This window comes from Paracoccus sp. T5 (assembly GCF_048538155.2).
Classification (GTDB): Bacteria; Pseudomonadota; Alphaproteobacteria; order Rhodobacterales; family Rhodobacteraceae; genus Paracoccus.
On the sequence record NZ_CM135809.1, the window covers coordinates 1,077,754 to 1,091,130 of the forward strand.

At 61.3% G+C, this 13,377-nt stretch carries 8 protein-coding genes and 1 pseudogene; 3 read left to right on the plus strand and 6 right to left on the minus strand.

Translation table 11 applies throughout. The annotated features are described in order from the left end of the window. From ACNR9W_RS05410 to ACNR9W_RS05430, 5 genes and pseudogenes are all read right to left on the minus strand, one after another. Complete coding sequence (locus tag ACNR9W_RS05410) at positions 1 to 5,178, minus strand: DEAD/DEAH box helicase (RefSeq protein WP_419271356.1); 5,178 nt, start codon at positions 5,176 to 5,178, stop codon at positions 1 to 3. Then, positions 5,179 to 7,101 carry a DUF262 domain-containing protein gene (locus ACNR9W_RS05415; protein WP_272857863.1) on the minus strand — a complete coding sequence of 641 codons (1,923 nt, stop codon included), beginning with the start codon at positions 7,099 to 7,101 and terminating at the stop codon, positions 5,179 to 5,181. It lies immediately after the preceding gene. A gap of 63 nt (positions 7,102 to 7,164) precedes the next feature. Then, on the minus strand, positions 7,165 to 8,052 hold the full coding sequence (locus ACNR9W_RS05420) for a WYL domain-containing protein (RefSeq protein WP_419271355.1): 888 nt from the start codon (positions 8,050 to 8,052) through the stop codon (positions 7,165 to 7,167). A 287-nt stretch (positions 8,053 to 8,339) separates the two neighbouring features. Further along, the gene (locus tag ACNR9W_RS05425; RefSeq protein WP_336385786.1) at positions 8,340 to 8,567 is read right to left on the minus strand and encodes a helix-turn-helix transcriptional regulator; all 228 of its coding nucleotides are present in this window, start codon (positions 8,565 to 8,567) and stop codon (positions 8,340 to 8,342) included. A gap of 297 nt (positions 8,568 to 8,864) precedes the next feature. Then, positions 8,865 to 9,215: pseudogene (locus ACNR9W_RS05430) on the minus strand (transposase); the annotation flags it as partial. A 173-nt stretch (positions 9,216 to 9,388) separates the two neighbouring features. Here ACNR9W_RS05430 and ACNR9W_RS05435 point away from each other — a divergent pair. From ACNR9W_RS05435 to ACNR9W_RS05445, 3 genes are all read left to right on the plus strand, one after another. Then, positions 9,389 to 9,781 (plus strand): DUF4112 domain-containing protein, encoded by a 393-nt coding sequence (locus ACNR9W_RS05435; RefSeq protein ID WP_419271354.1) that lies wholly within the window; start codon positions 9,389 to 9,391, stop codon positions 9,779 to 9,781. Positions 9,782 to 10,042: 261 nt separating this feature from the next. After that, positions 10,043 to 10,753, plus strand: a complete 711-nt coding sequence (locus tag ACNR9W_RS05440) for a nitroreductase family protein (RefSeq protein WP_419271353.1) — start codon at positions 10,043 to 10,045, stop codon at positions 10,751 to 10,753. 103 nt (positions 10,754 to 10,856) lie between these two features. Beyond that, the gene (locus tag ACNR9W_RS05445; RefSeq protein ID WP_419271352.1) at positions 10,857 to 11,270 is read left to right on the plus strand and encodes a VOC family protein; all 414 of its coding nucleotides are present in this window, start codon (positions 10,857 to 10,859) and stop codon (positions 11,268 to 11,270) included. Positions 11,271 to 11,328: 58 nt separating this feature from the next. Here the strand turns inward: ACNR9W_RS05445 and ACNR9W_RS05450 are convergent, their stop codons facing one another. Beyond that, the gene (locus ACNR9W_RS05450) at positions 11,329 to 13,014 is read right to left on the minus strand and encodes an alpha/beta hydrolase (RefSeq protein ID WP_458478656.1); all 1,686 of its coding nucleotides are present in this window, start codon (positions 13,012 to 13,014) and stop codon (positions 11,329 to 11,331) included. Positions 13,015 to 13,377 lie beyond the last annotated feature (363 nt).

The window sequence follows — 13,377 nt, forward strand, 5'->3', positions numbered from 1 at the left end:
TCAACCTTCAAAATTCTTCATGAAGCCATCCGGCAGTCCTTCCGGTGGCGCCGAAGGCAATCCAAAAACGACCCAGCCCTTGTTCACCGCCTCTGCCTCAGCTTCTGCTGTCAGGTCAGCGGTCGTAGCGGCGACCGCGAAAGCGCGCCAAACGAACTCGAATTCGCGCCCACCAAAGCTCGCAGGCATCGTATCGACTTGGGGAATGCCTGCCGCGCTGAATGCCTCAAGCCATGGTGATGGCACGGTTCCAGCGGTCGGCTTCGCAGCAAGGGAAATTGTGCCGCGTGCAAGATCGATCAGGAATTGCGCCACTTCCGGGCTAGAGCGGTCGATCAGCTCATGGTCCGGTTGGTTGAAGTAGGACAGCAGGCAACGGTAGCAGCCGCGAACACAGATTCCGTCTTTCTTCTCCTGCAACAGATCCGCATCACCCGCCGCAATCGCTGCATCCACATTCTCGAAGTGCATCAGACCCAGTGCGGTTTTCGCCACCTCGTTGATTGCCTTTCCGTCATCAATCAGGCGCGTGAGCACGCCGGCGCCGCCTTCCGTTGCCTCGTAGGCAAGGATTGCGCGACGGTTGTCCCTCGCGGGCAGCGGTTCACCGAGGATTTCGCCCTCTTCCAACTGGAAAACCACCTCGATTCCGCGCAGCAACGCATGCTGAACCGTCGCGATTGTCTCGGGCTCATACTGCTCTGGCTTTTCGAAGCGGAACAGCAGGGCATTCTTTCTATCGCGGACGATCGGAACAATGCGAACCGGCTTGACCACGTCCGGCGGGACGTCCGTGTCGCTGTCCTCGTCGTCGGATTTCGCCCAGTATCCGGACCTCGGATCGATGTGGAAACCGAAGACCGTCTGGTCCTTTCGGCGCTTCAAGCCCTTGTTCAGTCGGCTGATTTCTGCGCTGTTGGCGTATTGCAGGGCCAAGAGGAAAGTCTCGCCACAGACGAATTTGGCGTTGGTCACTTGGACCTGCCCATCCTTCTTCGGCCAGGAGAAGACGGTCTGGATGTCAAAGCCCTGCCGAACGCGCTCTTCATCATTCGCCGTGATGCGCTCAGTCGGGGCGGCCTCGACGTTGTCGATGCGCAGGGTCTTCTTGATGGGGACCTCACCCGCCATGTGGTTGTTGCACCCATGGCACCGCTCGACCTCGCCCTCATGCGATGCGCCACAGTTGGAGCAGATGTAGATATCCTTGGTCGCCAATTCCGATCCGTCGCCCTGACGCACCTTGGGCGGCAGTTTGGCTTTCATGACCCGGTAGGCGCGGCCCTCATGATAGATCAGACTGCGCGGGCCGAATTCGGAAATTGCGAGGAAGCGGGCTCTGGACAGGAATGACCCTGTCTTACCTTCGCCAGGAACAAACGCGTAGAGTGGCAGGCGCGGGAAGTTGTACCCGGGCAGGAAGCCCTCTGTTGCCAGATACCGATACGAATAGAAATCGGAGCCATTCGAGGCTTTGCCTTGTTCGAGGATGGCGATCTGATCCTGGGCCTGCATTTGCGCGGCTTTGATCTTGCGCCGGTCGGCTCCCGATAGCCCCGTAATCTCCGAACGCTTGTTGGCCTCGGCCAATTGCGTCCTGGCAGAACTATAAAGCTCCCGCCAACGGTCGAAGGCGCGGTCAAACTCCTTTGGGGCATTCATGGCCGTGTAAAGAACGAACTCGTCTGGATCGTCCATCCAGATCGGGGTTTGCCCTCCGTCGGACGCCAGAATCTGCTTCAAGACACGCGCCATCGGTCCCCGTGCCTGCGAGACCAGAGCGGGTTTCGAGATGACCTCGAGAACGTCTTCCTTCAGCGGGAATTTGTCCCCGTGAAGGTCCAGGATCTCTGGGATGTCGGGAGAAAGCGCCAGTTTCGCTTCCGCCAGCCACACCGCATGCAGGTGCGATCGGACCAGCTCTTCATTGGTGATGTCGAGCGCTGGCGGCCGCACGACGCCGGCGACCATATCGTTGCGCCGTTCAAAGAAATACTGGTCATGCGGAGACCCCGAGGCGCAGTAGGTCACGACAACCGCGGCCTGACCCGATCGACCGGCACGACCAGCACGCTGCGCGTAATTCGCCGGCGTAGGAGGTACGTTGCGCAGGTAGACGGCGTTCAAGGCGGAAATATCAACGCCGAGTTCCATGGTCGGAGAGCAGAACAGCGTGGGCAGGAATCGGTCTGACTCGCCAGTCGCCCGAATTTCCGTTCGGTACTCCGACGTCGCGAGATGGTCCATGTCGTCCTGCTCGAAACGGAACCGCCATTCCCGCCATTCACGCTGCTTCTGTGAGACCTGAGCCGTGTGCTCGCGTCCCTCCAGCCCCCAGTAGGAACTGCGCCCGTGGCCAAGATCACTGGCAATCGCGGTGTAAAGGTCGTGGAAATATCGGTTGCCGCGGTGGGTTTCATCATCGAGGGCCGGTCCCGGCACAAGCCGAACCGCAGATGATGACAGACGCCAGCCCGTCACATCGCTATCAAGTTCGACAGGCACCAGCAGCCCTTCGTCGCTCAGGAAGGCAAGCATCCCTTCCATGAACTCGTAGTACACATCCTTGTTCAGCTTCGTGCCGAGAACGGACTTCCGGTTCACGAGCCGTGCGATCCGCGAATTGGGACCTGCCCGAAGAAGTGTTTGTTCTTCACGCAGGGTGACGACATTCTTGCTGCCCGCGCGCAGGACAAGCGAGGACCGCGCTCGCGGATTTTCCTTTTGGTCAATGGCCCACGGTGCCTGAAGCAGCATTCGGGATTTCTGGGCCACGCCATCCAGGACAGTCAGGTCCAAGGCTTCGGTCTGAACAGCCAGGCCCTCAAGCATCGCGGACAAAATCGCCTTCAAAATTGCCTGCCGCTGTTCGAGGCTGAGGTCTCCCAGCGCTGGATGGATGGCCATGAAGCGCTCGCGATCTTCAGAGATTTCCTCGAGGCCGAGGAAATTCACGTCGATCAGGTTCAGGACAGACAAGCTGGGGTTGGTGAAGCGCCAACCGCGACGCAGGTCCGTCCAGACACGATGGGCGAGTACCTTTGCGAGCGACCGCTGGGCATCTTCACGAATGATGGCACCAGCATTCGAATCCAGCAGCCAATGCTGGCGCGCCTCTTTGTTGGCGGCAGTAAAGCCGAGCGCCTTCACCACCTGCAGGCCGAACTCGTCTTCTGCGAGCCCACCTGAGCCGGCAGCAATGACCGCGCGAAGTATGGCTCCGCGCAACAGGCTTACGAACAGGAAGTCATTGAAATGGCCAGACTGCAGGGCTGCATCCTGACGGTTATCCGTGAACCCCAAAAGCTTCCGCTTCGTCTCGGGTACGCCGCTGCCAGGTTTGTTCATCCACTCCAGGGCGCTGGCGACCAGCAAGGTTGTTGCCGAGCTTCGCCCTTCGCCGGACAGCCCCGCCAGCTTGCTGCGCTCACGCATCCCCTGCGTCGGTTCGTCATGGCAGCACAGGCAGAACGCGAACTTTCCCGGGATGAACCAGAAATCGTTTCCGCCCGCTCCGTGGCGACCATCAGCACCGACGACGTAGGACACCGGCATACGCTTCTTGCGATACCCTCTCAGCCGTTCAATGCCGTTTTTCTCTTCTCGCCAGCTTTCGGGGTAACCCTCAAGCTCGCCTGTGAACTGGAAGTCAGTATCGCCGGGCGTCACCGGACAGAGATACCCTGCGACCTCGTCTTCTTCAGTGTCGAGCGGCGTGTCGTCGATGCTTCGAGGCAGAAAGCGCAAGCTCCCATCATCGTCGACCTTGGTCACGACATGGTATTCTTGGCCACAATTTCGGCAGAACCGCGTGGGGTAGAGGCGGTTTCCAGGGGCTTCGGGGTCCTCGAGCTGTCCTTCAAGAAGGATCCGACGCGGCCTGGCTGTGAGCGTCGTAAAGACTTCACCGGCACCGGAGATGAAACGGTGGAGTTTGAAGGCGAGAAAGGCTCCGTCCTTCGTGCCGCCGCGCTCATTCTCCGGCAGGCTTACCCGGGTCAGGAATTTTTCGAGATAGTCTCGGCAGGTTTTGGCATCGACCGCGCTCGCCAGAGAAAGCTTTTCAACGGCTTCTTCGAAAGGGATAGGCTTCTTTCTGCGAAGCTCAAGCCCATCGTCCAATCCGAGTTCGAGTTCGGCCCACACCGAGAGCGGATGGCGCTTCAGGGTTTCGTCATCGAGTGCGTCCGGCAAAGGCTGAGTCAGGGCCGTCTTCAAAGCGCCAAGGACGTGCTCGGTCTTCAGGGTGTCATCGGTCGCGCGCTGCAAAGACTCGTCGATGACCGCGTCCGGGCCAATGTCGGTGCCAAACAGACGAGACGCTACCTTCGCGACAGCAAGCGCGCGGCTCTCGTCCGATCCCTCGGAGGCCATCGTTGCCGAGGTCCCAATGCAGATTGGCTCCTTGTCCGGCGAGCACCTGTCCCGCAGGCGTCGAACGAGGACCGCGACATCGGCACCTTGGCGCCCGCGATAGGTATGGAGTTCGTCGAGAATGATGAACTCGAGACCGGACGCGTTCGAGACGACTTTCGAGTCCAGGTCGTCCTGACGCGTCAGAAGCAATTCTGCCATCATGTAGTTCGTCAGGAGAACGTCGGGCGGATTGGCAGCGATGCGCTCGCGTTCTTCACGGCTTTCCTGACCAGTGTAACGCTTGACCACCGGCTTGAGCTCATCGGGCAAACCGGAACCGGCGATGAACTTGTCGATCTCCTTCATCTGGCTATTTGCCAGTGCGTTCATGGGGTAAACGATGATTGCCGTCGTGCGGCGCGGCTTTCCTGCGCGTCGCGCGCGGATGATCGCGTCGACAACCGGCACAAAGAAGCACAGGGATTTCCCGGAACCCGTGCCGGTCGTGACGACATAACTCTTTCCTTGCTTCGCCTTCGCGATCGCCTCGGCTTGGTGCCGGTGAAAGCGAAGAGGCGTGGTGCCAAACCGGAAAACCTTGCCCGTGCCGTCGTCGAGATCACCCGTGGCGACAAGTTCATCGACCGTCGGCCCCGCCATGAAGCGTGGGTTCAGAGACAAGAGGGCATCCGGCCAGAATTTTCCGGCGTCGTACTGGGCATCGATCTCGGATTTCAGGTCGGGCGCCCGGATTGCGCTGAATGAACGCGAAAAGTGCTCGTAAGCACGGATCAATTGATGGTCGAACTCAAACGCTTTCATTCAGGCGGCCTCCTCGGTGTCCGGGCTTGGAACATCGAAGCCTTCGTCGTCCTGGAGAACGTCCTCGCCTTCCTCCGGTACGGAATCTGCCCTGACGATCGCATGCCCGGTTGCCTTTGAAATCATGGCAAGGAGCCGCGTCTCCCGATCCGCCATGAATCCCTCGAAGTCATCCGCCCTCAGCAAGGAGGGATCCAGCCCGTGGGACGCCAGATAATCGTCAAGCGCTTCGCGGGTGATCGGCGGGTTGTCCTTTCCGCCTGTTTCCAGTCGTTCCAGGTAGATCGATGGTGCTACGCCGCCAAGAATGCGGTTGGTCTTATAGCTGAGCGGCGTCTTGTTGACGACGGTGTCAAAGACCTTCGGCTCGATCTTCTGCTTCTTGCACCAGTCCTGGGGGAAGATGTGGTGGATATCGACGTATTCGTCAAAGAACACGGTGTCCTTGAAGTGCTGGCCAGAGCGAAGATCTCTCGCGCCTTCGGCCATCAGAAGGGCGTGGATGCCCTTGTAGGCAGCCGACAGGCGGGTGCGCAGGGTGCGCAGGCGTTCCGGTCGGAAACGGCCATCGGTGATTGTGCTGGGTTCGGGGCCACCGTCTAGCCATGCGGGCACCTCGAGCACGTCCTTGGCAAATCGGGACTCGATGGCCGAGCCATAGAGTTCGCCAAAAATGCCGCACCAGAACCAGCGGGCGAGCTGGTCCTTCACTGCGGCGTGGTCGAACCTAGGCCCGATGATGGCGAGGATCGCGGCAAAGGGGACAAGCTGCCCCTGATAGGGCAGATCGATGACCCGATAGATGTGGTTCTGTCGGAGGAACTTCGCTGCCGTCTTGAACCCGTCTTCGACCGCAGCTCGGTGCTTCAGGTAGGCCTCCAGCGGCAGGTCGAGGAGCGACTGACGCGTCGCCCGGACTGCGGATAGCTCCGACTCCTTGCGCCCGGCAGCTATTTCGGCCGCGCGGGTCTCGACCCCATGCAGGAGGGCGATAGCCTGTAGCACGTCGGTGGCTGCGACCTTCTCCAGCACGCCAAACTTCTGTTCGGCCGCCCGCCCAAAGAGCTGAAGCCGGGTCTGCAGCCCCGGCTGGCCGTCGGCGCCGAGCCAGTCGTCCCGCAGGCGATGGCCGCGGGCTGCATACATCGCTGTCACAAGCTCGAATGCGTCGAGCGGCTTGCCGCCGGTATTCACCTTCTCAAAAACAAGACAGACGGCCTCGTGGGAGGTGTCGGGGCTCAATGCGATTACGGGCAGCTGGTAGGCCTTGAAGTTCTGAAGGACCTCATCCTTGAACGGCTTGAAGAGCTTGCGTGTCTCCGGGTCATTTTCCAGCCAGTATTCGTTGAAGCCATCTTGCCATTCGTCCCAGTCAAAAACCTGGTTCAGCGGGAACATGAGATTTTGGTATTCGAGTTCCGGCGTGGAGAGATCGAGGTCGATCTTCCGGTCGAAGTCCGACTTGATCCGCCGATCCTCGGGTACAGAGACAATGGCGTTTTCGCGGTCCTCGGCCGGATTCATGGCTTTTTGAATGTCGATGTAAAACCAGCGCTTCACGAGCTTGAGGCGAGGCGTGACCGTTTGCACCACATCGCGGCGCAAGCAGGTCTGATAAAGCGAGGTCATGCGCTGCTGGCCATCCAGCAAGAGCTGATCCGGTGCGTCGTCGCCAACTGCAGCATCCGCCCCCTGGATTGGTCGGCGTGCGAAGGTATCAGCCGCACCAGGCTTCACCTCCAGCGTCATCAAGGCGCCGACCGGAAACGCCTGCGAGATCGAGGCGATCAGCCCCTTGATCCGTTCCTCGTCCCAAACCCAACTGCGCTGGAAATCCGGCAACTGAATCTTGCCGTTCCCACACTGACGGAGAAGCTCCTCCAAGCTGACCGGGTTGGTCTTGAATGCCGCTTGTTTACCCAATCTGGCTCTCCTCAAGTGAACTTGCGGGCTTCTGACAACTGGACGCGATGTCCGAAGAAGGCTTCATTTCGAACCCTCCGGAGCGCCAGCTCCTCGAATGCCGCTGAAAATCTCGTCGCGATTGATCAGCACGATCTGTTGGTCTTGGGGCGCACGCGCTTCGGGGGCGGTATCTAGACCGAGGCGTTTAAGCGCATAGTAGAGGAGCGCACGTCTCACCTTGATCTTCGCCTTGCCGCCGCGCATGCCATAATCGAGCGCAATAACCTTCGCTTGTGTTTCCGAGAGGTCGGGGTGGGGGCCGACTTCCAGCGTAACCTCGGCAAGCCAGTCTTGATCGTCGCCGGCCGATTTGTCGCTTTCGCCCGAGCCTCGGACCTCATGCATCCGAGACAACAGGAAGTCCTTGAAGCAATCGTCGGTTTGGCAGAACGCCCGAGTGTGCCACCGGAAACCGTCAAACGCGATGGCATGGGGGGCGATCCAGCGCCAGCGCGGCTCGGGGCTGGACAGGGACTGGTACTTTACCTCGATCGCCTCGGACCGGCGGATGGCGCCAACGACCGAACGAAGCGTCGCCGGATTGACCCCACGAACCGGCGTAGGGGCGGCCGCGTAGGGCGGGAGGTTGGCGATCCAGGCGTCCTCGCGGTCTAGGAGCCCGTCAGCTACTGATCGCAGCTGTGCAAGGTAGCGGCTCGCGTCAGGCTCGAGGAACTGCGGCTTGAACTCGGACCCTCGAACATAGGTTCGCGCACTCTTGTCGTAGAGCATGTTGTCGGGGGCGAAGCCGATGTACCGATTCAGGTCGGTGGACGCCTGGTTCACCGATACCCCGAACTGATCCATAAGATCGCTGCGGTTCACATGCCCCTCCCAGAACAGGCGGAACTCTATGAACTCGAGGCGCTGCTCGACACCCCAGCGAAGTTCCGACCGGTCGCTTTCCAAAATCACCTCCGGGCCAGATTGGTGGACCCGCAAACTATGCGGGCCCATTTTCTGTGCTCTCGATGACGCTAACTGACGGGAGGAAAGCGGGCAATCGAAATTGCGCGTAAAGTGATTGTTTTCGAACGCGGTTCTATCTGCAGATGTGGATGGAGGTTATGGCTTGGGCCGGAGGGGCGGAATGGGTGCGTGGTGGCGAACTGCAGGCTATTCAGCACACGCAACTTCCCTGCGCAGGTCAGAACTAGTTGCCGCGCAGGATTTTTCTGACGATGCCCGCGCCGGTTTCAGCGCCCAGCCTTGATCTCCTCCAAATCACGCAGCTCTTGCTGTTCGAACGCCAGCACATCTTCGACACGATAGATCACCCGCCCGCCTAGCTTCATGAAGCGCGGCCCATCGCCGATCCACCGCCACCGCTCAAGTGTCCTTGGGCTAATTCTCCATCGGGCAGCCAGCTCGATTTGACTGAGGCACATTTCTCGCATTTCCGCTTCCTTTCGAACGACCACCATGGTCGCACGACAACGAATGCGTAGAAAGAAAACCTATTAAAGTCAGTGTGTTGGGGACGCTGCGCGTTGCCGGCGGCGCCCTTCGGACAGTGGGCGCAGCATGGAATTGCCCAGTGAACCGGCGTCGAATTGCGAAATGTTCCCTAGAACTCCGTTAAGCCCTGCAGATTGCCGGAGCCCCCTCAGGGGTCACGGGAGACGGTCCAGTTGTAAGCGCACCTCCTCCGCCACTTGCCTTAGACAAACCCGTCTCTACATCCGGCGCCGAACGGATTTTCCTGTTGTTCTAGGGGCGTTCACGCGGCAGGCGAAGCGCTCTGACACAGAGAGCTTCACCCGCACATGATCGACGCAGGCACGGCGGCGGGCGGGGCTTGACAGTTTCCCGAGACGGCCTTCCTGAGCCGCTCGTTCTCTTTCTCCAGTTCCTTCAGCCGCTTCACCTGGCCGGACTTCAGCCCGCCATACTTCTTGCGCCATCGGTAGCAGGTGAATTGGTTCGGCATGACACTTGAACCGGTGGCGTGCTCATGCCTCACCACCGACCAACCGCACCGCCTCGGCCACAGACTGACCTTGCGACACCGACACGTCGACCTGCCGAAGCTTCGCAACGATCTCTTCCGGCTTGTGTCTCTTCTGAGGCATTCCTGCATCCTCCAAATGGCTCAAAAGCCATACTTCAGGGAGGACCAATTTTCAGGGCGCAGGCCATGCGTTGTGGCGGAGGCTGTCCCGCAGTGGATTGGATGAACAGGACCAAATCGGGTAACCGGCCTGCTGTCAGGGAACCAGGACTGCATCATGGGGCTTTCAGGACGATGGGAGATCATCTGCACAAGGCTCGCTTCGAACGCCTCGAACGTCTCTCCGGGCGCCTGGATTCAGTATTCCGGATCCCCGGCACGCGCTTCCGTGTCGGCTATGACGCGATTGCCGGCTTGTTGCCGGGCCTCGGCGACGCTGCGGCCATGGTGCCCGCGGCGTGGATCGTCCTTGAAAGCTATCGCATGGGGCTGCCCGCCCACAAGCTTGCCCGGCAGGGCATCAATGTTGCGATGGATACGACAGTCGGAAGTATCCCTCTCCTTGGAAGCGTCTTCGATGCCTGGTTCAAGTCCAACCTTCGCAACGTCGACATCCTGCGAGCGCATCTCGAACGTGTCAGCCTTGACGAAATGCAGTCACGCCTCGGGAACGAACGGCCATCATAGAAATTCTCTTCGAGTCTGGCCGGCTGACATCAGAAGCGCGTTGGCACGACCGGAACCTGGAGGCGTAGGAGAGTGTCCGAGTGAATGCATCTGCCCAACTGGAGGGAGCGCCGTCATCCAAGGACAGCGAAATCCTCAGCCTGTCTTCTCTGCAAACACCTATCCGGCATCTCCTCGTGTAGTGTTCCTTGCGAAGCAGGCGGTCAAATGCTCTGTTGCCGCTTGATGAGGGGTTGACCAAGCAACGGAGAGGACGAGGGCATGTATCGCAAGGGCGAGGTCACTTATCAGCCGCTGCCTCTGCCGGACAGGGTTCAACTGGCTGAAGTTGACGCCGTCGCGGCTGCAGTTGCTTTCCGGGATTACATGCGAAAGCGCCATTCGGTCCGGCATTACGATAGGCGCCCCGTGCCCGAAGCGATCATCTCTGCCTGCATCGAGGCGGCAGCGACCGCGCCCTCGGGCGCGAACCACCAGCCTTGGCATTTCGTGGCGATCGGTGATCCGGAGGTGAAGTCGCGCATCCGGCTGGCCGCCGAGGCGGAGGAACAGGATTTCTACGCCGGTGGAGGCGGTGACGAATGGCTTGCTGCACTGGAGCCGATCGGGACCGGCGCCAGCAAGCCGCATCTGACGGACGCACCCTGGCTGATCGTCGTTTTCGCGCAGCGCTATGGCGTGACGCAGGACGGAACCCGCTACAAGAACTACTACGTCCCGGAGAGCGTCGGCATCGCCACCGGCTTTCTGATCGCGGCGCTGCATCACGCGGGTCTCGTCTGCCTGGAACATACCCCCAATCCCATGAAGTTCCTTCCTGAACTGTGCGGCAGGCCCGACCACGAGAAGGCGGTGATGATCCTTCCGGTGGGGTATCCTGCCTCTGACGCAACCGTGCCTGCCGTCGCCAAGCGAAAAAAGCCGCGATCCGAGATCATGACGGTCATGCGGCCAGCCGCAGAGACAGGCTGATGTCAGATCGCATGGGTGCGGGGTCGGTGCGGAGATAATCAGTGGGTGGCATCTGCCCGGGCCAGCGATTGACCCGATGGGCTGCCGGTCCTAACATTCCCCCATGCCCGAATTGTCCGCCATTCTCGAGACGGCCCTTTATGTCGACGATCTTGATCGTGCGGCTGCGTTCTACGAGAGCGTCATGTGCCTGCCTGTGATCCATGCGGACAGCCGCATGCGCGCCTATGACGTGGCCGGGCGCGGGGTGCTGCTGCTGTTTCTGCGCGGCGAGACGCTTGAACCTGTCCAGACCCCCGGCGGCACGATCCCGCCCCATGATGGTTCCGGGCCGCTTCATGTCGCCTTCGCGATCGAGAGTGAACAGCTGACAGACTGGAACGCCCATCTCTCTGCCCGGGGCGTCGTGATAGAGAGCATTACCGAATGGCCCCGCGGCGGCCAGTCGGTCTATTTCCGTGATCCTGACGGCCATCTTCTGGAGCTTGCCACCCCCGGCCTTTGGAAAGGGTACTGAGACACCAGGTGGGGCAGGGGGGCTTGTCAACTTCTGCTGGACGCCTTGATCTGCTGGATCACCTGTCCTCCCGGTCCCCCAAAGCAGCCTGTTTTTGGCGGAAATGGGCGCGGAGCGCGTCCAGGCGCTGCGGGCTCCAGCCGGGCGGGTCCGTCACCGCAAGCCAGGGGCCGACATGGTCGACATAGGCATAGCGATGGCCATGCCCCATCGGCACCTCAAGCGCGATTGCCATGTCGAAGGCCAGCTGCAGTTGGGTGATGATCGGATACCAGCGCAGGTCGTCCGACACCCCGGGCGCACGTGGCGGCGTCATCCAGTCAGGTTGACGGATCGCGATGTCGGGTCGGAAGAAGACGATCGGGTCGCTGCCGTATTGCAGGAAGACGATGCGGACGTCTCCCCATGGCGCGCCCTCCTGCAGGCCCTGATGTCCGTCGGTGAAGCGGACGACTTCGCCCGTCGTCAGGCGCGGCAGCCAGGCGGGCGCGCCGGGGTCGCGTTCGGCCGTCAGCGTCTGCCACAGCGGGCTGACGAAGGGCGATCCGACCCACAACGCCCCGTCGATGGGCTGGTCCAGCATCTCGTGCAGGCGCAAGGATTGCTGCGAGCTGTGCGCCCCCAGGCTGAGGCCGTAAAGATAAAGCCGCGGCCGCGTGGCTTCGGGCAACTGCTGCCAGCGTCGATGAACGGCCTGGAACAGCGCCCGTCCGGCCTCGGCAGCATGTTCGGGTTGCACCAGAAGCGAGATCCAGCTTTGCAGATAGGAATATTGCAGCGCGACCGTCGCCACGTCTCCGTGATGAAGATGCTCCAGCGGCTCCATCGCCGCAGGATCCATCCAGCCGGTGCCCGTGGGCATCGCCACCACCAGCGTCGCACGGTCAAAGCCGCCCGCCCGCTCCAGTTCCCTGACGGCCAGATCGGCGCGCGCGGCCAGCGTCTCGGCGGCGTTCAGGCCGACATAGACCCGCAGCGGCTGGCGTGCCGGCTGGCCGGTCACGTCGGCAATCGCCTCAGGCGAGGGCGTCTGGCTGACAAAGATCCGGCCCTCGCGACCCAGATCCTGCCATGCGACATAGGAGGCGGAACTGCCGGTCTGCCAGGATTGCCGGGGTGGGACCTGGTCGGCAGGGACCAAGTCATCCAGCGCCTGTGCGGACCTGTCGATGCTGCGCACCACCCCGCGCACCAGTACGCCGCTGGCAACCTGATAGGCCAGCAGCGCGGTCAGCACGATGGCCAGCACGCGTGCCTGCCGTGGCGGCAATACCTGAGAAATGCGGCGGCTGGCATATCGCCCCAGCGCGGCCAGCAGCTTGAAGGTCACCAAAAGCACCGCTGCGACGCCCGTGCCCCAGGCTGCCACAACCAGCGGCGCGACACCCTCGGCAGGAGGCATGGTCATCACCGCGCGGATGTCATTCTGCCATTCGGCCGACCGGACCAGAAACACGGTCACAACGCCCAACGCGACCGCACCCAGCGCAGGCACCACCACGCGGGCCTGCCGTGTGGTCAGCCGTGGCAGGTGCAGGTAGCGCCACAATGCCTCGGCCAGGACCACGACACCATAGCCGGCGGCGAAGCAAAAGCCGGCAAGAATGCCCTGGATCTGGGGACTGCGCGGGATCAGCGAAGGCGTCAAGGAACCTGCCACGAACAGCGCGCCGATCACCAGCCCCATGCCCGACGTGCGGCGGTCGAACCGGTCCAGAAACCTGAGCATCGCGCCCGCCATCATGTCCTCATTCCGTGACGCGCCGGGGAGCGACCGCGCCTTCCGCCTCTCCATACACGCAGATCACCCTGCTTGAAGAGCAGAGATGGCGCAGCGGCGCCTCGAGCACGGAGAGGCTGAGGCAGCTAGGGGCGGGCATGCCCAGCCGCACCGTCGGGATATCTTGGTCCAAGAGTAAGTTCGGGATGCAGCCGCAAACCATTCACTGCCGTCTGTCCGCTTACCGGATGCCGCCGCTGCCAAGGTGGGTGGCAGGTCATTGTTCTGACGCTTTGGCATTGCCGATGCCTCCGCTCTGTTGCACATCACCAGCATGACAAAGCGCCGCAGAACAAGACGCCGTAGCCGCCCGAGGGTCTGGCTTGC